The sequence below is a fragment of the Erwinia sp. 9145 genome (assembly GCF_000745075.1).
In the GTDB taxonomy this organism is placed as follows: domain Bacteria; phylum Pseudomonadota; class Gammaproteobacteria; order Enterobacterales; family Enterobacteriaceae; genus Erwinia; species Erwinia oleae.
The window spans coordinates 342,052-359,633 of record NZ_JQNE01000001.1; the positions used below are offsets into that span (position 1 = coordinate 342,052).

Consider the following 17,582-nt stretch of genomic DNA (forward strand, 5'->3'; position numbering starts at 1 on the left):
ATGCGGTTCGCGGTTCGGTCATTGACATTCACAGGGCGACGTTTGATAAAAAATACGCTTAACCGCACCACGCGGGCTGATGTGGCCCGCGAAGCAGGCACCTCCGTAGCGGTGGTCAGCTATGTAATCAATAACGGGCCGCGACCGGTGGCGGACGCCACGCGTCATCGCGTGCTGGAAGCAATCAAAAAAACCGGCTATCGGCCTAACAGTCTGGCGCGCGCGCTGGCTTCCGGCACCACCAAAACCTACGGGCTGGTGGTGCCGAATATCGCCAATGCGTTTATTGCCTCTTTTGCCCATGCGCTTCAGCAGGAAGCGCTACGCAACGGGATGGTGATGCTGCTGGGCGATGCCGGCGACAGCCGTCAGCGCGAGCTGGAACTGATAAATAATCTGCTCAGCCAGCAGGTTGACGGCCTGTTTTACAACAGCGTTGACCGCCATCCCTACATTGATGTGATCCAGGCCAGCGGTACGCCGCTGGTGATGTTGGATCGCGTCGAACCCGACCTTAACGTCAATATCCTGCGCGTGGATGAACAGGAAGCCGCGCGTCAGGTCACCGCCCATCTGCTCAGCCACGGCTATGAAGACGTGGGCATCATCTGTGGCCCGATCGAGATGTTCAACACGCAGGATCGCCTTTCCGGCTGGCGTCAGGCGCTGGCGGAAGCAGGCGTCACGGAGCATCCGGAGTGGATTTTTCCGGCGAGCTACACGCGGGAAGGCGGCTACTTCGCGGCGAAACAGATGCTGAAGGGCGAACGCCTGCCGCGCGCGCTGTTTGCCTCCAATGAAACCCAGGCCATCGGCTGCATCCGCGCGCTGGCCGAGCACAATATCACCGTTCCGGCGCAGATCGCGCTGGTCTGCTTTAACGGCACCGAACAGTCGGCGTTTCACGTTCCTTCGCTGACCACCGTGCGGCAGCCGGTCAGCGAGATGGCAAAAAAAGCGCTGGCGATGCTCGCCGCGCCGAAGAATGAGGCGCAGCTGTGTGAGTTTTCACATCAGTTGGAAATAGGCGAGTCGTGCGGCTGTCGGGCAGGAAAGATCGGAAAGAATGAAACGTATCATTATTGATTGCGATCCCGGAAACGGCATCGCCGGGGCCAACGTGGACGACGGGCTGGCCCTCGCGGTGGCGCTGGGTTCGCCAGGCATTGCGCTGGAGCTGATTACCATTGTGGCGGGCAACACGCCCGCAGAGGTCGGTTTCAACGTGGCGAAGGATTTGATCGACAGGCTGGGCCTCGCGGTGCCGGTGTTGAAGGGCGCCGGGCAGGCGCTGGTTGAACCGCATGGCCCCTGGCGCGAAGCGCTGGATAACCGCGTCCATAGCAGCGGCCTGAGCCATCTGTGGAACGGCGTCCGCCAGCCGCAGCGCTTTACGGCACCGGCGAAGACGGCGGCCGACGCCATTGGCGAACGTATCTGCGCCAGTCCGGGCGAGATTACGCTGGTGGCGCTCGGCCCGTTGACCAACGTGGCGCTGGCGCTGGAACGCTATCCGGCTATGGCCGAGGCGGTGCAGGAGATTGCGATCATGGGCGGCGTATTCGCGCTTGATGACTTTATCAAAGACACCAACTTCGGGCTGGATCCTGAAGCGGCGAAGGCAGTGCTGAACAGCGGCGCGAATATCACGCTGGTGCCGATGGATGTCACCACGCAAACGCTGTTGACCCATGCGGATCTGGATCGTATCGCCAGCCTGGAGACGCCGCTCTCCCGCTACGTGGTGGAAACGCTGCGTCCGTGGCTGGACTACTCAATGCACACGCGTCGTTTGTCAGGCTGCTGGATCCACGACGCGCTGGTTGTTGCCTGGCTGATGAATCAGCAGATTGCGACGGCGGCGGACTACTTTGTGGATGTGGAGATCCGCCCCGGCCAGACGCGCGGGAAGTCATGGCGTTATCGTCCGCCGCTGCGGGTGAACATCGGCATTGAGGCACCCGCGGGCGGCCCGATCCACGTGTTGAAAACGGTGGATAACGCGCGGCTGCTCTCGCTGATTGAGTACGCGCTGGCGGGATGAGAGGCACAGCCGCCGCGTCCTTGCGGCGGCGGGTTTACCGGCTGACGCTTACCGCTCGCCGCCAGCGGACGGCATCAATTATCAGCAGAACGACCAGGCTGGCGCCCATCACCGGCAGGCAAAGAGCCAGCGCCAGCGTAAAAGTCATTACCACAAGGCGCGCGCCGAATGAAAGCCGTCGCCAGCAGTGACGCAGGGTATCGGCCGGATGCACGCCCGCCGCCGGACGCCGCTGCCACCACAGGCGATAACCCAGCACGATCGTTACGCACAGCCCCAGCCCGAAGACCGCCAGCATCAGCTGGTTAGGCAGGCCGAACAGCACGCCCATATGCGCATCCACGCCCCAGCGTGTCAGCTTCGCCAGCAGGCCGAACTGCGCGAATTCAACCTTATCCACCACCGCAAAGGTCTGCGGATCGACCGCCGCGCTGTCAACCTGCGTCGGCCAGCGCCTGTCCACCTCGCTCACCGTCCACGCTTTGTTTGCCGCCTGCGTCGGGCGCACCTCAATTTTTCCGGCGTCAATACCTGCCGCCCGCGCGGCGGCAACCACCCGATCAAACTGCATTGGCGAGATAGTGACGGCAGCGCTTTCGGTCATCTCTGCCATAGTATGCCCGGCGTGTTCGTCGGTGTGCATCTCATCAGCGTCCGCCTGCGGCAGCAGACGGGTGTTCACCGCCGGCGTCGTCCAGCCGAAGTGCGTCCGCATCAGAGCAATGTTATCGCCTGCCCAGCGTGACCAGGTGAGACCGGTGGCGGAGAAAAACAGCAGCCCCAGCAGCAGTCCCAGTCCCAGCGTGCCGTGCCAGTAACGGTAGCGCTGCCGACCGTGAGCGCGCGAGGTGGTACGCTGCGTCGCCCACAGCAACAGCCCGCCGAGCGCGGCGATCCACAACCAGCTGGCGGCCAGCTCGCTGTAGTTGCGGCCAATGTCGCCCAGCAGCAGATTACGATGCAGGTAATCCAGCCAGGTACGCAGCGGTAACACGCCGCTGGTGCCATACACCGGCTCCACGCCGTGCGACGCCAGCGTGACCGGATCGATAAACACCGCCGTGCTCTCTGACGGGCCGGAGGTTGCGGTCGTGAACATCACGCGCGTGGTGTCACCCGGCGCGGGCGACGGCCTTACCGCCGCAATCACTGGCGCATCGCCCCTCATCTGCTGCGCGGCAACAACCTGTGCGGCCTGAATCTGTGCTGAGAGCGGCTGTGCTGCACCACGCGATGAGGTGTAGAGCTGGTCGGCATAGAGAAGGTTTTCAAGCTGCGGCGTCAGCACATAGAGCGTGCCGGTCAGGGCCGCGATAAAAATAAACGGGGCGATGAATACCCCAATATAGAAGTGCAGGCGTTTGAGCAGCGGCAGCATTGCGCTGCGGCTTTTTTCGGCATGCGCGGGCGCCGCCAGCGTTTTTTCTGACATGGTTTTTTCCTCCGCCTGTCGCCAGGCATAAGCAGGATGCCCGCCGTGGCAACGGCGGGGGAACAGAGACGATTAAAAAGCGGTAAATCGCTCTGTTGGCGGCGCTCGCGGATGGAAAAAGTGGGCGACGATACGCGGGATGGCGATCTGAAAACGCGGCGGTACGGGCTGACGTGCCGCCTGAAGCGCTGACCAGAGCGGAGGAAGCGAGGTGAGGTCGAGCGGCAAATGGGCCAGCAACACACAATAGCCGCAGGCGCTGTCATCCATCATCGATAATGGATGCTCCATCATCATTCGCGCGTGTTCGGCGGGCGACATCGTTGCCATCTCGTGCATGTCGTCATCCATCATCATGCCTGAATGAGAGGCAGACGAAAGCGCCAGCGATTTGGAGATCGCAGGCGCAATGAACAGCAGCAAAATGGCGCACAGGCCGAGCCACGCAGCAAAGCGACCCGGTGACTGATGCATTTTTATCAGCGACAAACCGTGCGGTTCCCGTCAGTCAGTTAGCCCGGCGAGTGTAACAGAAAAAAATAGTGCTGGCCGGAGGGAATAAACCTGCGGCTGGTTCGTTCTGTTTGTTCTTATCTCATCGTGAGCAATGATAATGACTTCATCCACCGCAACATCTTCCCGTCTGATCCGCCTGGCGCTGGTCGGCGGCATTCCACTGCTGCTGGCGCTGCTGTTCTTGTGGGCGGGCGGCTGGCTCACCCCGCAGCGGCTGTCGGCTGATAAGTTGGTTGATACGCTCCAGGCAGCACCCGGCGCGCAATCGGGCTTTCGTCGTAATCATGCCAAAGGGCTGTGCGTGATCGGCGAATTTACCTCAAGCGGCCGCGCAGGCGCGCTTTCTCGTGCCGCGCTCTTTGGCGAAGGAACAACGCCGGTGACTGGTCGCTTCGCCATTGCGGGCGGCAATCCCCACGCGCCGGATTACGCCGTGCCGGTACGCAGCCTGGCGCTGGAATTTACTTCGCCTTCCGGCCAGCAGTGGCGAACGGGCATGAACGCGATGCCGTTTTTCCCCGTCGCCACGGTGCAGGGTTTTTACGATCAGCTGCTGGCGTCGAAACCCGATCCCGCCACCGGCAAGCCCGATCCAAAAAAGATGCAGGCCTTTCTGACCGCACACCCTGAAGCAAAGCCTTTTCTGGCCTGGGCGAAACAGGCCGGGCTTTCAGCCAGTTGGGCGGTCGATCGCTATAACAGTATCAATGCCTTCCGCTTTATCGACAAAGCGGGACAAAGCCATCTGGTGCGCTGGAGTATGGTGCCGCATCAGCGCTGGCAGCCCATCGCCGCCGAACAGAAAGTGGATAAAGACTTTCTCCAGCGTGACTTAACCCGTCGTCTGGCAGAGGGGCCGCTGGCGTGGGATCTGATTATCACCCTCGCCGGGAAAGGCGACCGGGGCGATGATGCCAGCAAAGCCTGGCCTGCCGACAGGCAGACGGTGAACGCAGGCACGCTGGTGCTGCGTCGCGCCGTGCCGCAGGAGGGCGGTCCCTGCAATAATATTAATTACGATCCGCTGATTTTGCCGGACGGCATCGCCGCCTCGGACGATCCGCTGCTTAACGCGCGCTCGTCAGCCTATGCGAAATCCTACAATCGCCGTACCCATGAAGAAGCGCGCGGCGCGGCGGGAGAAAGTTTATGAAACAGGTGACACATTTTCATCCGGCGCTGCGTGCGCTGCACTGGCTGATGGCTGCGGCTATTATCGCAATGCTGTTTATTGGGGTGGCCATGGTCTCTACCGTTTCGTCGCTGCACGCGCTGCTGGTGGCGATCCATAAACCGCTTGGCGTGGCGATCCTGCTGCTGGTGGTGGTTCGTCTGTGGCTGCGCTTTACCACGCCAACGCCGCCGCTGCCGGCCTCGCTGCCGCCGTTGCAAAAAATGATGGCGCGCCTTTCGCACGTGCTGCTGTATACGCTGATGCTGGCGCAGCCGCTGATTGGCTGGGCAATGTTGTCGGCGGCGGGCTATCCTGTCAGCCTGGGGCCGGATTTTCTGTTACCGGCCATCGTGCCGATCAATAATACGCTGTATGCACTGTTGCGCCCGCTGCACACCTGGGTCGCGCTGCTGCTGTTCGCTACGGTGATGCTTCACCTGGCCGCGGCGCTGCTGCATGGGTTGCTTCTGCGCGATGGCGTATTCAGCAGCATGGCCGGATTCAAACGTCGGAGGTAAAAACGATGCCGCCGTTATCGGATGAGCAGATACGTGAGGTATTGCCCCATTTGCAGCGTTTTGCCCTCTGGCTGACGCGCAACCCGCCCCAGGCGGAAGATCTGGTGCAGTCCTGCCTGACAAAAGCGCTGAGCAGCCGACGCGGTGGGCAGGCGCCGCAGAGTCTGCGCGCGTGGCTGTTTGCCATTCTGTATCGGCAGTTTATTGACGGTGAACGGCGGCGAAAGCGTTATCAGCGCATCCTTTGTTTTTTTACCGGCGACGAGGCGACCGCACCCTCTGCGGAAGCGCTGGCGATCACTGACGATACCCTGGCGCAGTTTGCGCAGCTCGCGCCTGAATCGCGTGCGCTACTGCTGATGGTCAGCGTGGAGGGCATGAGCTATCAGGAGGTGGCGGTCGCGCTGAATATTCCTGTTGGCACGGTTATGTCGCGCCTGTCACGCGCGCGTAAACAGTTACATCAACATCTGGAAGGACACGCGCCCTCTGTCGCGCTGAGGAGACTGAAATGAAACGTCAGCAACCTGATGAGGCTGAGCTGCACGCCTGGCTGGACGGTCAGGCGGATGCAGACACGACGCAGCGCGTGGTGCGCTGGCTGGCGGAGCATCCGGCCACTGCCGCCGAGCTGGAAGGATGGCGACAGGACGCGCGGCAGCTTCGGCTGGCGATACACCAGCATCAACCCACGCTGGAAACGCCGCCGCCTGCGCTGTTTCGTCAGCGTCTTCGCCGTCAGCGACAGTGGAAAATGGCGACCGCCTTCGCACTGGTATTGACGCTCAGTCTGGGCGGCTGGTCGGGCTGGCAGCTTAAGGATGCGCAGCTTGCCGGGCGTCATCTGCCGATGGAGGATGCCGTGCAGGCGTTCAGGATCTTTGGACGCGACGGCGGTGCCAGCCTTGACGTCACCGCCGGGCAGGGCGGCGAGCTGGCCGCCTGGGTCAGGCGCTATTTTATCGATGGCTCGCTGCCGCCCAATCTTGAGCAGTTTGGCTTCAGGCTGTTAGGCGCGCGGCTGACGGCAACCAATAACGGCCCGGCGGCGCTGGTGATGTATCAGGATCCGCAGGGCATGCGCGTGGCGTGGTATATCCGGCCGATCCAGCCGGTCAGGCTGCCGCACGGCGAGCGCAAGGCAAGCGATTTGATGGCGCAGTACTGGAGCGATAATCACTATAACTATGCGCTGGTCACGCCTGCCGCATCGGAAAAGGCGAACGGCCTGCGTAACGTTTTCAGACAGACAACCAGTTAGGTGTCAGAGGGCAGGCCCGTCATTCAGACGGGCTTCAGCGTACAGTTGCCGCAGCGTTGTACCGCAGGCAGGCGATAGCGCTGGCAGCAGGTGCGGCGTTGCATTTCACCGTCGCGCGGCAGCATAGTGCGATAGAAGGGATTGTCCGAACCGTCGAGCAGCGTTTTGGAAAAGAACATGGCATGCTCCAGCTCGGCGTGCAGGCTTTCGCCCAGCAGCGGCGCAAGTTCACCCAGGAACCACCAGACGGAGAAGCCGGTGTTGCTCCAGATGAGCTTGCCGTTGATGTCGCCGTGCCGTTCAATGCCCTGCACCACCGGGATCAGATGGCGCTGGATCAGGCGATCCATCCGGCGGCGCGGGCTGAGAAAGCGCGCCTCCTCATCCTCCCGCACGTCAAGCCAGAAGGTTTCCGGACGGCCCGTTTCATGAAAGGCAACGTGGCAGTGCTCCGGCGCGCAGTCGAGCGCGCGCGATTCAAGCAGCAGCGCCATCATCATCGGCGGCAGGATCAGCCCAAAATACCACTGTGCCCACAGTGATTGCAGCGGCTTATTCTCACGGGCGTCTTCGGGATGATCCCGATAGATAAAGTCGCCGTAAAGCGCGTTAAGGCGGGTAAAGTTTTCCGTTTCTGACCAGCGCGCCAGCGTCATGCAGCGCGGCGGCGCTTCTTCGCCCAGTTTGACCGTTTCCAGAAAATAGTCCCGATGCTCGCTGAACAGCGCGCGCAGCGATGCCGCCAGCGGACGATCGCTCTGCAAAAAAATCAGCGGGTGCGCGCCGTAATCTGCAACCTGATGGACAATCATGGACATAGCGGATCCAGAATCGAAGTATAAAAACAAATGATAATCGTTCTTGATTGTATCTGAGGTCAGCGCGCCGCACAAGCCTTCTGAGGCTTGCGTCAGCAGAAACGGGTAAGGCCAGTGATAAATAAAATGTTAAACAGATCACACTTTTCATTTACCGCAAATGTGCAGAAAAAAACATATTATGTGCATAACTATGCTGATGGTAATTGTCGTAATGTAAAAAATATAAATGCTATTCGAGGTTATTCGAATAAGTAAGCGGAGGCTTATTTAAATATAAAGAAATTCTTATTGGCTAATCGTATTCGTAAAATAATTCTCTGTAAAAACAGAGCGAGACGCGGCGTGTCCGTTTGTAATTTGAATTAAAAAGACTTATTACCTGACAATATTACTCAGGTAATACGTCAGGCGTTAACGCGCACTCGCAGAAGTAAGCTGGCCGGCAATATCTTCATAGGGGACAATGGTATTTCTTCCGCAGCTCTTGGCAAGATAGAGCGCGCGATCGGCATTGACCAGCGCGCTGTCGAAATCATCATTGATCAGCGGCGCAAACCCGGCGCTGATGGTGACATGCGTGGCCACGCTCTCGTTAAAACGATGAGGGATCGCCAGATTAAGCACGTAGAGGCGAATGCGATCTGCCAGCTTCATGGCAATGGAGGCGTTAACGTTCGTCAGCAGCACCAGGAATTCCTCGCCGCCGTAGCGGGTGACAATATCGCGCGAACGCACCGCATCGCGGATGGCGACTGACACGCGGGCCAGCGCCTGATCGCCCATCGCATGCCCATAGTTGTCGTTATAGGCCTTGAAGTTGTCGATATCGATCAACAACACAAAATGGCTGCCAGAATGGTTGGCCAGCGTGTTATCCAGACGGTTCTTCAGGCCACGGCGATTATAAAGACCGGTAAGCGGATCGAGCATGCTCAGGTCGCTGTAGGTCTGCTTCTCTTCATAGAGCTGGCGCATCAGGCGGCGGGTGAAGTGGTCGCGTCGCCGCTGCATCATGTGGTGCAGGGTCAGACCGGTCAGCGGCAGCGCGATGCTGAAGAGGATCAGTAGCGTATTGTGGCCCTGATCCAGCAGCAGCACGGCCGCGGACGGCGGCGTAATATGCAGGCAAAACGCAGAAAGGTAATCGCCCAGCGCGATAGCGCCAATAAAGAAAATGCCCACCAGACTGACAATAAGGAAGCTATCGCCGAAATAAGATTCCGGGTGCTTCAGGACTATTTGCCAGGTCCACAGCAGTCCGCTAATAGATGCCACAACATTTAATATCGGCAATTTGACCGAACGCTTTAAAAGCATCCAAAACAATATAATTATGCCAAGAGAAGCAATGATAATCTCAGGGGCCGTCAACAGCTGATGTATATTTTTTTTGGTGCTGAACATAAAAAAGAGTGACGTTGCTGAGTTAAGAAAAAGGAATAGCATCAGCGACAGCCTGTGCTTGCTGTTAAGCAATTCATCGTAGCTTTGTAATTTCATTTTGTTCTACTCGCAACTGCTATAAATTGCGCCGGGCGGGAATGAAATACGCCAGGTCATTTCGTGTGAATAATTTAAGACTGTTATTATATGGTTTTTTATTTAATCGTTTTCAATCTATCACGCCGCCACAAAACTGTCATCCGCTGGCACACAGTTTCAGATAATGGCGTTGAAATTCTGCTGCAATATGATAAAAGTTCTTATATGCTAGTGGGAATCATTATCATTTAAACTGTGAGGTTATCAGGCTGCTGCCTCAGCAGAGTGCGGCATCTGAGCCAGAGGGAACAAACATGATATCAGGTAAAAGACTCGACAGCGCCTGGGGTATCGTATTGCCTTGCGCACTGGTCATGCTGATGGATCTCACCTTTCGCGAGTGGCGGATGGTTATCGCGGTTGCGCTGTTGGCGACCGTGGTGATGCTTTATCATAAACGATTGCGTCACTACCTGCTGCTGCCGTCCTGTCTGGCGCTTGCGGGCGGCGCGGCGGCAATATCGATGAATTTTACTACGTTTTGAAAGGTGTGAAGACCACAGGGAACGGGCAGGAAGAGCGGAGGGGAGATTCAACGTGGTGCGAAGAGAGGGACTTGAACCCTCACGTCCGTTAAGACACTAACACCTGAAGCTAGCGCGTCTACCAATTCCGCCACCTTCGCATCTTTGTTGAATATTTTGCTTATCTCACTGCGTTGGTGCGAAGAGAGGGACTTGAACCCTCACGTCCGTTAAGACACTAACACCTGAAGCTAGCGCGTCTACCAATTCCGCCACCTTCGCGCATACACAGCGATTTTTTTGAACAACGTGGTTTGGTGCGAAGAGAGGGACTTGAACCCTCACGTCCGTTAAGACACTAACACCTGAAGCTAGCGCGTCTACCAATTCCGCCACCTTCGCCTGCCTGCAATACAGCTATTCTGTATTGTTACCACGGAGGCGCATTCTAGAGGTTTTACGCAACAGGTCAATAATTATTTAGTGTCTCTGCGGCGATCGCTGCAAAAAGCAACATCCTTCGCCGCGCCTTTGCCACCGGGCTCAGCGTGCGCTTTTGCCGCTGCGCGTCAGTACCGCGCGATACACTTTAAAGCGGCCATTTTGCGTTAACATTTCATGGTTGCCGAAGGTTTCATCCAGCACCTGCGGATAGGGAAGAAAGGCGTTTGCCACGATACGCAGTTCACCACCGATATTCAGATGCTTCGCCGCGCCGCGGATCAGCATCTGCGCCGCCTCCAGGCTGGTTTGCATGCCGTCGTGAAACGGCGGGTTAGAGATGATCATATCAAAACGGCCATTAACCTCGGAGTAGACGTTGCTGGCAAAAACCTCGCCCTCAAGCTGATTGACCGCGAGGGTTGCCCGGCTGGCCTCAACCGCAGCGGCGCTGACGTCGGTCAGGGTCAACCGCACTTTTGGCGAGAAGCTGGCCAGCATCGCCGAGAGCACGCCCGCGCCGCAGCCGACATCCAGCACTTTGCCCTTGGTATGCGGCTTCAGCGTGGAGAGCAGCAGATTGCTGCCCGCATCCAACCCGTCACGGCTGAACACGCCCGGCAGCGTTTTAATGGTCAGCGCGCCCAGCGGATAGGCATCCCACCACGCCTCTGCGTCAAAGCCCGGTCGCGTAACAAGCTGTCCATGATAAAGTCCGCAGCGACGCGCGCTGTCAATTTTATTCAGCGTTACCCAGGACTCAACCATCTGCTCTGCGCTGCGGACGCCGCTGCGGTTTTCACCCACCACAAACAGCTCACTGCCCACCGGCATCAGCGACAGCAGGTTTTCCAGTTGAAACTGCGCTTCGGGTTTATTCTTAGGCCAGAAGTAGATCAGCGTATCGCAATCAGCAACCATGTCAGCCGTTGCGGTCAGTCCGAAACAGGCGTTTTCTCCCAGCGTGCGGCTCAGGATCTGCCAGTGATGGTACTGCTGGGTGTGCACCCGGCTCAGCGCGGTTTCCAGCCGGGCAGGCAGATCATCCTGCATGTCGCCAGCGAACAGAATGCGGCGTTGTGTAAATTCATCACTGTGGCGCAGTAACACTTCGCTGGCCGGGGTAAAAGCAGACATGGGTGGCTCCTCAAAAATCAGAGCGGCGATTATACGCAAATTTCACGCAAGAAGGGGAGAGAGGTTTATTGGCGCAGGCCAGTGGGTTTGTTAGCATAGCGACGTATTCGGGCGGAGAAAGTAAACGATGTCTTCCAGACGCGACCGGTTATTACAGCAAATGGGTATTACGCAGTATACGCTGCGGCGTCCGCGCGCGCTTCAGGGCGAGGTGTCCATCTCGCTTGCGTCAGAGACGCGCCTGCTGATTGTTGCCAGCGTGCCGCCACCGCTTTCCGATCCGCTACTTTGTGATGTGCTGCGTGCAATGCAGGTGAAAGAACCGCAGGTAATGGTGCTGACGCCTGAACAACTCGCGATGCTGCCCGATGAGACGCGCTGCGTTAGCTGGTGCCTTGGCCTTGACGCGCCGGTTCCCCTTGCGGGCTCGCAGATTGCTTCGCCTGCGCTTGCGGAGCTTTACCACAACCCCAACGCTAAAAAGGCGCTCTGGCAGCAGATTTCCCACTATGAATCCGATTTCTTTACTGACGCAGAACGATCTTGAGGCCGCATTTGCCATTGAGCAGCGCGCGCATGCCTTCCCGTGGACCGAACAAACGCTGGCCAGCAATCAGGGCGAGCGATATCTGAATTATCGGCTGGACGTTGACGGTAAAATAGCGGCTTTCGCCATCACGCAAATTGTGCTGGATGAGGCTACGCTGTTTAACCTTGCGGTTGATCCCGCCTTTCAGCGCCAGGGTCTTGGGCAGGAGCTGCTACAACATGTGATTGCTGCACTGGCGCAGCGCCATGTGCATACGCTCTGGCTGGAAGTCCGTGCCTCCAATCATCCGGCTATTGCTCTTTATACCAGGCTGAATTTCAATGAGGTCACGGTGCGCCGCAACTATTATCCCGCAGCCAACGGTCGGGAAGACGCCGTCATTATGGCGCTGATTATTTAAAAAAAGGGTTTATCAACATGTTAAATGAGTGGGACTGGATCCTCTTCGACGCAGACGACACGCTGTTTCACTTCGACGCGTTTGCCGGTTTGCAGCGCCTGTTCCAGCAGTATGACGTGACCTTTACCGCACAGGATTACGACGATTACCAGGCGATCAATAAACCGCTGTGGGTTGATTATCAGAACGGCGCCATTACGGCGCTCCAACTCCAGCATCAGCGCTTTCAGGGATGGGCGGATCGGCTGAACGTGATGCCGCACGATCTGAACAGCGGTTACCTGGCGGCGATGGCGGAGGTTTGCGTTCCGCTTGCGGGCGCGGTGAACCTGATCAACAGCCTGAAAGGGCGCGTCAATATGGGCATCATCACCAACGGCTTTACCGCGCTTCAGCAGGCTCGTCTGGAACGTACCGGCTTTATCGACTGTTTTGATCTGCTGGTTATTTCAGAACAGGTTGGGCATGCCAAACCGCATCCGGCAATATTCAACTATGCACTGGAAAAAATGGGAAACCCACCCCGCGATCGCGTGTTGATGGTGGGCGATAATCCGGATTCAGACATTCTGGGCGGCATGAATGCAGGCCTGGCGACCTGCTGGCTCAACGCCGACGGACGCGTTTTGCCAGAGGGAATTCATCCGACCTGGCAGGTAAAAACGCTGAAAGAACTGGAAACGATTCTTATCACTTAAGTTTGCTTTTTCCGAATATTTATCCTCTCTAAGGCGCTATTTTCTGGTGTTAAATCCTGAAAAGGCGCTTTCATATCAAGAAAAACCTCATTTTTCTCTGGAGACGGCTGTCTCAATATCTCAGTTGTTGTAAATATGTATCCAAAAAGAAATATTTAAGCCCTTCTTATATAATTTCTTAATATAAAAAATTCTATTTTTATCTCAAAGAGAAATAAAGCAAGGGGTAAATTAGCGTGTGATTATGGTTAATGTGCGATTTTCAGGGCCAATTCACAAGAATTTACCTTATTTCTCTCAGTTAAAATTCGCTTAACTTTATTGTTGTGCTACCGGCAATCTTGAATAAACAGCGTGACTCTGTAAACTTGCATGAAATTACTCATTGAGCTGTAGCGTTGTCATCGCGTAGTGCGTCACGTGCGTACTCGTGCGGTAGCTATGGCACTGCGCGATATCTTACTGGTATGATTTATATGGATTAATCGATACCGTTACGCAGTTGACTTACTGAGTGTCATGTTTTGCAACATGTGTTATTGATCGATTAATATAAATATATCTGACATTTATTAGCGCTTTTCAGCACAGGATGCTGCTATGACAGCGACGTGACAGGTTTTTTTAAGCGTCTGACGCCATAGTAACCCAGGGAAGGATTCAATCGGATTGATGTTTTTCCTCCATTCAACCAGGTTTTAACCTTTTCTCTGCAAAAAAACACAGGTCTTACTTTCCGTGCTGTGAAGCGTGCTTTCGGCCATGTTATGCCTTGGGGTTTTTATGCGCTGTTCATCCCATTAATAGCGTAATGCGTCTCATTGCACCTTCACACTTCAAATTTTTTATACGCTATTGCCCTCTGGCGATGGTTATGGCGAAGCTCCAGCCGGAGCGGCGCTTTTTTACTCTCTAAAACTACATGAGGATCATGGTGAATAGTCGAATTGCGCTCAGCCTGCTTTTTGTTTTGATGGTTTCCGGATGTAAAACGCCACCGCCGCCGATGACGGATGACACTGTCGTCTCCAGCACGGTTGATGGCGTTAAGCTCACTCACCGCCATGCTGTACAGCCACCCAAAACATTTACGCCAGTGAATGAGGCGTATCGCGCGTTATATAGCGCGTCGGTCATGACGCGGCCAGACTTTGGCGGCAAGGTGGTGAGCTATCTGGAGAACGGCAAAACCTATACGGTGCTTGGCAGCGTTGAAAATAACTGGTTCGCCATTGCGGAGCAGGATCAGGAACAACTGCTTGGATATGTTCCGTTGCGTGCGGTTGTAAAGAGCGATCTTTATGACAGCACGGTGAAGGCCGATTCGCGTCGCAAACGTCCCCGGACGCCAGCGAAAAAAACCTGTGTTGCCGTCGATGGCGACAGCAAGGCCTGCCAGAACAATAACAACGGCACCTGGATCATAGAATAAACATGCGCTTATGGCTGTAATATGATGAAAATAAACCTGTTTCAGCGCCTGATCCTTCAGGCGCTTTTCCTTATCACGTTCGGCCTGTTGACGGGCTGTTCTTCCTCTTCACACAGCGATCCTTCTCAATACAACCTGATGTTTCAGGCTCACCCGCAGGTCAATAATGCTGCGCCGCTCAAAGTCAGGGTCATGCTGCTGAAGTCGGATGCCGACTTCATGTCCGCTGATTTTTATTCGTTGCAAAACAATGCCGCTGCCCTGTTGGGCGGCAACCTGCTTAACAGCGAACAGTTCTTCCTGATGCCAGGACAACTCAACAAAACGGTGAGCGGACAAAGCATCCCGGAGGCGCGTTACATCGGCATTCTGGCAGAATATCAAACGCTTGACGGGAAAAAATGGCGACTCTCTCTGCCGTTGCCCGCGCCGGGAAGCGCCAGCTTTTACAAATTCTGGCAGAGTTCGACGGACGAGCTGAAAGCGGAAATCATCGCCGATATTGGCGGTTTGCGCGTCGTGGGCCAATAAGCATTGACTGTAAACGGAAGCCATTATGAATAATGCCAAGAAAGTGGTCTGGACCGAGGGCATGTTTCTGCGCCCGCATCATTTCCAGCAGTCAGAAAGTTACCAACTCAGCGCGCTCCGCCAGTGGGGCAGCGCGCAGCGCCCGTGGATGTGGGGCTTTCTCGATTATGAAATTGACGAAGGGATGCTGCAACAGGGGAAAATCGCACTCAGTTCTGCCAGCGGACTGCTGCCTGACGGAACGTTTTTCTCTTTTCGTGACGCGAACGGCGCACCGCCGCCGATTGAGATTGCCGACAATCAGATCGGCGAGAAAGTCGTGCTGGCGCTACCCGCGCGGCGCAACGGACGCGAAGAAGTGATCTTTAGCGAAACAGCCGACTCCCTCGCGCGCTACGTCAGTTTCGAGCAGGAAGTGGACGACTTCAACGCCATGTCCGTCGGCGCGGCGGCGGTACAGTTCGGTAAACTACGCCTGCGGCTGATGCCCGAGAGCGAGCTGTCGGCGGAATGGACGGCGATGGCGGTGGTCAGCGTGGCGGAAAAACGCAGCGACAATCAGGTACAGCTCGACAGCAGCTACATTCCGCCGATGCTGCACAGCGGGGCTCATTCGCAGCTCGATAGCTGGCTCAATGATATCGCCGGCCTGCTGATGCAGCGAAGCCAGCAGATCGGTCAGCGCCTGCAACAGCCGGGACGCTTCAACACCGCCGATTTAGTCGATTTTATGCTGCTGGCGCTGATTAACCACCACGTCGGCCAGGCCAGCCATCTTAAAAATCTGCCGCTGCTCCATCCTGAAAAGCTCTTCGCCCACTGGTTGGCTTTCGCCTGCGAACTGACCACGTACACGCCGTCGCGTACCCCGGATGCCTTGCCGGTCTATGACCATGACGACCTGGCGCGCTGCTTCAGCAAACTGATGCTGACGCTGCGTCAGGGATTGTCGCTGGTGATGGAAGAGAACGCGATCCAACTGCCGCTGACCGAACGTTCCCACGGCCTGAACGTGGCGACGGTGCCGACCAGCTCCATGGTGCACGATTTCGGTTTTGTACTGGCCGTTCGCGCCAACGTGCCGGGCGACATGTTGCAAACGCACTTCCCCGCACAGATGAAGGTGGCGCCGGTAACCAAAATCCGCGATCTGGTTCAGCTCCAACTGCCGGGTATGGTGCTGCGCGCTATGCCTGCCGCGCCGCCGCAAATTCCCTGGCATGTCGGCTACAGCTACTTCGAGCTGGAGAAGGGGAGCGAACTGTGGCTGGAGATGGAAAAATCCGGCACCTTTGCGCTCCATCTCGCCGGCGACTTCCCTGGCCTGACCATGGAGTTCTGGGCCGTTCGTAATCACTCAGCCTGACGCAGGGAACAGAAAAGATGCAGGAACGACAGGCTACTCAGAACGATCTCTTTACCGGCGCCAGCAGCAGCAATCCGCTGGTGGCGGCGGCAAACGGTTTGCTCAACGCCATTCCACAAATTCGTCACTCGGTCACTCATGACGATCCCGCAGGTTTGCGCCAGCGACTGATTGATGAAATCCGTCAGTTCGAAATGAACTGCCAGCGGGCGTCGCTGCCGTATGAGGTCATTATTGGCGCACGCTATTGTCTTTGCACCGCGCTGGACGAAGCCGCCGCGCTCACGCCGTGGGGCAGCCGCGGCGTCTGGCCGGGGCAGGGGCTGCTGGTCACCTTTCATAATGAAACCTGGGGCGGCGAAAAGTTTTTTCAACTGCTCGCCAAACTTTCGCAAAATCCGCGCGAGCAGATTGCACTGCTGGAACTGATCAACTACTGCCTGCAACTGGGTTTTGAAGGCCGCTACCGCGTGCTGGACAATGGTCGCTCCCAGTTGGAAACCATCAAACAGCGTCTGTTGCAGATGATCCGCTCCGTGCGTGGCGGTTACGCGCCGCCGCTCTCTCCCCATCCGGAAGATCATCCCGTTATGCGCAAACTGTGGCGACCAGTCGTGCCGCTGTGGGCCTGCGCCGCGCTGGTTGGTTTCCTCGCCTGTCTGTTTTACATCCTGCTCAACTGGCGTCTCGGCGACGCGACCAGTCCGGTGCTGGCCGCCGTTTATCAAACGCCGCTGCCGGAAGTGACCATCAATAACCCGGCACCGCCGCCGCCGGCTGCGCTCAACCTGAAGGCCTTTTTACGCCCTGAAATTGAGCAGGGATTGGTGGCGGTTCGCGATGAAGCCGATCGCAGCGTGGTGACGCTGAAGGGCGATGGCCTGTTCACCTCCGGCTCGACCGCCGTACGCGGGCGCTATGAGCAGGTGCTTGATCGCATTGCCCAGGCGATGAACAACGTTAACGGCCGTATTCTGGTGGTGGGCTACAGCGACAATGTGCCGATCCGCAGCGCCCGCTTCGCCTCCAATTATGAACTTTCCCTCGCGCGTGCGCAGTCGGTACAGGAGCGGCTGCAACAGCATCTGAGCCAGCCGCAGCGCGTGAAGGCGGAAGGACGAGGCGAAACCAATCCGCTGGTGCCCAACACCACGGCGGAAAACCGCGCGCGCAACCGCCGGGTGGACATCACGCTGTTAGTTTCTCCGCAGAATACGCGTGCGGAGATCAACGGCTTGCAGCAAGGAAATTAACG

General features: G+C 57.0%; 19 protein-coding genes and 3 tRNA genes. 14 read left to right on the forward strand and 8 right to left on the reverse strand.

Going from position 1 to position 17,582, the window contains the following annotated elements:
• The first annotated feature begins 42 nt into the window (after positions 1-42).
• Together FA91_RS01735 and FA91_RS01740 are read left to right on the forward strand one after the other, a co-directional pair.
• Complete coding sequence (locus FA91_RS01735) at positions 43-1,086, forward strand: LacI family DNA-binding transcriptional regulator (RefSeq protein ID WP_034912003.1); 1,044 nt, start codon at positions 43-45, stop codon at positions 1,084-1,086.
• Positions 1,067-2,044 (forward strand): nucleoside hydrolase, encoded by a 978-nt coding sequence (locus tag FA91_RS01740; protein ID WP_034912005.1) that lies wholly within the window; start codon positions 1,067-1,069, stop codon positions 2,042-2,044. Before FA91_RS01735 ends, FA91_RS01740 begins: the two co-directional genes overlap by 20 nt.
• A 34-nt stretch (positions 2,045-2,078) precedes the next feature.
• Here the strand turns inward: FA91_RS01740 and FA91_RS01745 are convergent, their stop codons facing one another.
• Positions 2,079-3,476, reverse strand: a complete 1,398-nt coding sequence (locus FA91_RS01745; RefSeq protein WP_034912006.1) for a PepSY-associated TM helix domain-containing protein — start codon at positions 3,474-3,476, stop codon at positions 2,079-2,081.
• 72 nt (positions 3,477-3,548) lie between these two features.
• Complete coding sequence (locus FA91_RS01750; protein WP_231566739.1) at positions 3,549-3,965, reverse strand: DUF2946 domain-containing protein; 417 nt, start codon at positions 3,963-3,965, stop codon at positions 3,549-3,551.
• A gap of 124 nt (positions 3,966-4,089) precedes the next feature.
• Here FA91_RS01750 and FA91_RS01755 point away from each other — a divergent pair, with 124 nt between their 5' ends.
• The 4 genes from FA91_RS01755 to FA91_RS01770 are packed head-to-tail and all read left to right on the forward strand — an operon-like array spanning position 4,090 to position 6,945.
• Positions 4,090-5,145: a catalase family peroxidase gene (locus FA91_RS01755; protein WP_034912008.1), complete on the forward strand. Its 1,056-nt coding sequence runs from the start codon at positions 4,090-4,092 to the stop codon at positions 5,143-5,145.
• On the forward strand, positions 5,142-5,684 hold the full coding sequence (locus FA91_RS01760; protein ID WP_034912010.1) for a cytochrome b/b6 domain-containing protein: 543 nt from the start codon (positions 5,142-5,144) through the stop codon (positions 5,682-5,684). The genes FA91_RS01755 and FA91_RS01760 overlap by 4 nt, the downstream gene beginning before the upstream one ends.
• A 5-nt stretch (positions 5,685-5,689) precedes the next feature.
• Positions 5,690-6,199 carry a sigma-70 family RNA polymerase sigma factor gene (locus tag FA91_RS01765; RefSeq protein WP_034912012.1) on the forward strand — a complete coding sequence of 170 codons (510 nt, stop codon included), beginning with the start codon at positions 5,690-5,692 and terminating at the stop codon, positions 6,197-6,199.
• Positions 6,196-6,945: an anti-sigma factor gene (locus tag FA91_RS01770; RefSeq protein WP_034912015.1), complete on the forward strand. Its 750-nt coding sequence runs from the start codon at positions 6,196-6,198 to the stop codon at positions 6,943-6,945. Before FA91_RS01765 ends, FA91_RS01770 begins: the two co-directional genes overlap by 4 nt.
• A 23-nt stretch (positions 6,946-6,968) precedes the next feature.
• Here the strand turns inward: FA91_RS01770 and fhuF are convergent, their stop codons facing one another.
• Complete coding sequence (fhuF, locus tag FA91_RS01775) at positions 6,969-7,763, reverse strand: siderophore-iron reductase FhuF (protein WP_034912017.1); 795 nt, start codon at positions 7,761-7,763, stop codon at positions 6,969-6,971.
• 414 nt (positions 7,764-8,177) lie between these two features.
• Positions 8,178-9,266: a GGDEF domain-containing protein gene (locus FA91_RS01780; RefSeq protein ID WP_034912018.1), complete on the reverse strand. Its 1,089-nt coding sequence runs from the start codon at positions 9,264-9,266 to the stop codon at positions 8,178-8,180.
• 296 nt (positions 9,267-9,562) lie between these two features.
• Between FA91_RS01780 and FA91_RS01785 the strand changes: the two genes are divergently transcribed.
• Complete coding sequence (locus FA91_RS01785; RefSeq protein WP_051936948.1) at positions 9,563-9,793, forward strand: DUF1435 domain-containing protein; 231 nt, start codon at positions 9,563-9,565, stop codon at positions 9,791-9,793.
• Positions 9,794-9,846: 53 nt separating this feature from the next.
• Here FA91_RS01785 and FA91_RS01790 read toward each other — a convergent pair.
• The 4 genes from FA91_RS01790 to rsmC form a co-directional block, all read right to left on the reverse strand.
• Positions 9,847-9,933: transfer RNA gene (locus FA91_RS01790), tRNA-Leu, on the reverse strand.
• Between the two features lie 34 nt (positions 9,934-9,967).
• A tRNA-Leu gene (locus tag FA91_RS01795) sits at positions 9,968-10,054 on the reverse strand.
• 33 nt (positions 10,055-10,087) lie between these two features.
• A tRNA-Leu gene (locus FA91_RS01800) sits at positions 10,088-10,174 on the reverse strand.
• Between the two features lie 141 nt (positions 10,175-10,315).
• Positions 10,316-11,350 (reverse strand): 16S rRNA (guanine(1207)-N(2))-methyltransferase RsmC, encoded by a 1,035-nt coding sequence (gene rsmC, locus FA91_RS01805; RefSeq protein ID WP_034912024.1) that lies wholly within the window; start codon positions 11,348-11,350, stop codon positions 10,316-10,318.
• Between the two features lie 127 nt (positions 11,351-11,477).
• Between rsmC and FA91_RS01810 the strand changes: the two genes are divergently transcribed.
• The 7 genes from FA91_RS01810 to FA91_RS01840 all read left to right on the forward strand — a co-directional run bounded on the left by FA91_RS01810 (position 11,478) and on the right by FA91_RS01840 (position 17,580).
• A complete protein-coding gene (locus tag FA91_RS01810) occupies positions 11,478-11,897 on the forward strand; it encodes a DNA polymerase III subunit psi (protein ID WP_034912026.1) in 420 nt (139 codons plus the stop codon).
• Positions 11,860-12,300, forward strand: a complete 441-nt coding sequence (rimI, locus tag FA91_RS01815; RefSeq protein ID WP_034912028.1) for a ribosomal protein S18-alanine N-acetyltransferase — start codon at positions 11,860-11,862, stop codon at positions 12,298-12,300. Before FA91_RS01810 ends, rimI begins: the two co-directional genes overlap by 38 nt.
• A 17-nt stretch (positions 12,301-12,317) precedes the next feature.
• Entirely contained in the window at positions 12,318-12,998 is a 681-nt protein-coding gene (gene yjjG / locus FA91_RS01820) for a pyrimidine 5'-nucleotidase (protein ID WP_034912030.1), read from the forward strand.
• A gap of 934 nt (positions 12,999-13,932) precedes the next feature.
• Entirely contained in the window at positions 13,933-14,430 is a 498-nt protein-coding gene (locus tag FA91_RS01825) for an SH3 domain-containing protein (RefSeq protein WP_197060511.1), read from the forward strand.
• 24 nt (positions 14,431-14,454) lie between these two features.
• On the forward strand, positions 14,455-14,961 hold the full coding sequence (tssJ, locus tag FA91_RS01830) for a type VI secretion system lipoprotein TssJ (RefSeq protein WP_051937374.1): 507 nt from the start codon (positions 14,455-14,457) through the stop codon (positions 14,959-14,961).
• Positions 14,962-14,986: 25 nt separating this feature from the next.
• A complete protein-coding gene (gene tssK / locus FA91_RS01835; protein ID WP_034912032.1) occupies positions 14,987-16,327 on the forward strand; it encodes a type VI secretion system baseplate subunit TssK in 1,341 nt (446 codons plus the stop codon).
• A gap of 17 nt (positions 16,328-16,344) precedes the next feature.
• On the forward strand, positions 16,345-17,580 hold the full coding sequence (locus FA91_RS01840; protein WP_034912033.1) for a DotU family type VI secretion system protein: 1,236 nt from the start codon (positions 16,345-16,347) through the stop codon (positions 17,578-17,580).
• The last annotated feature ends 2 nt before the right edge of the window (positions 17,581-17,582 follow it).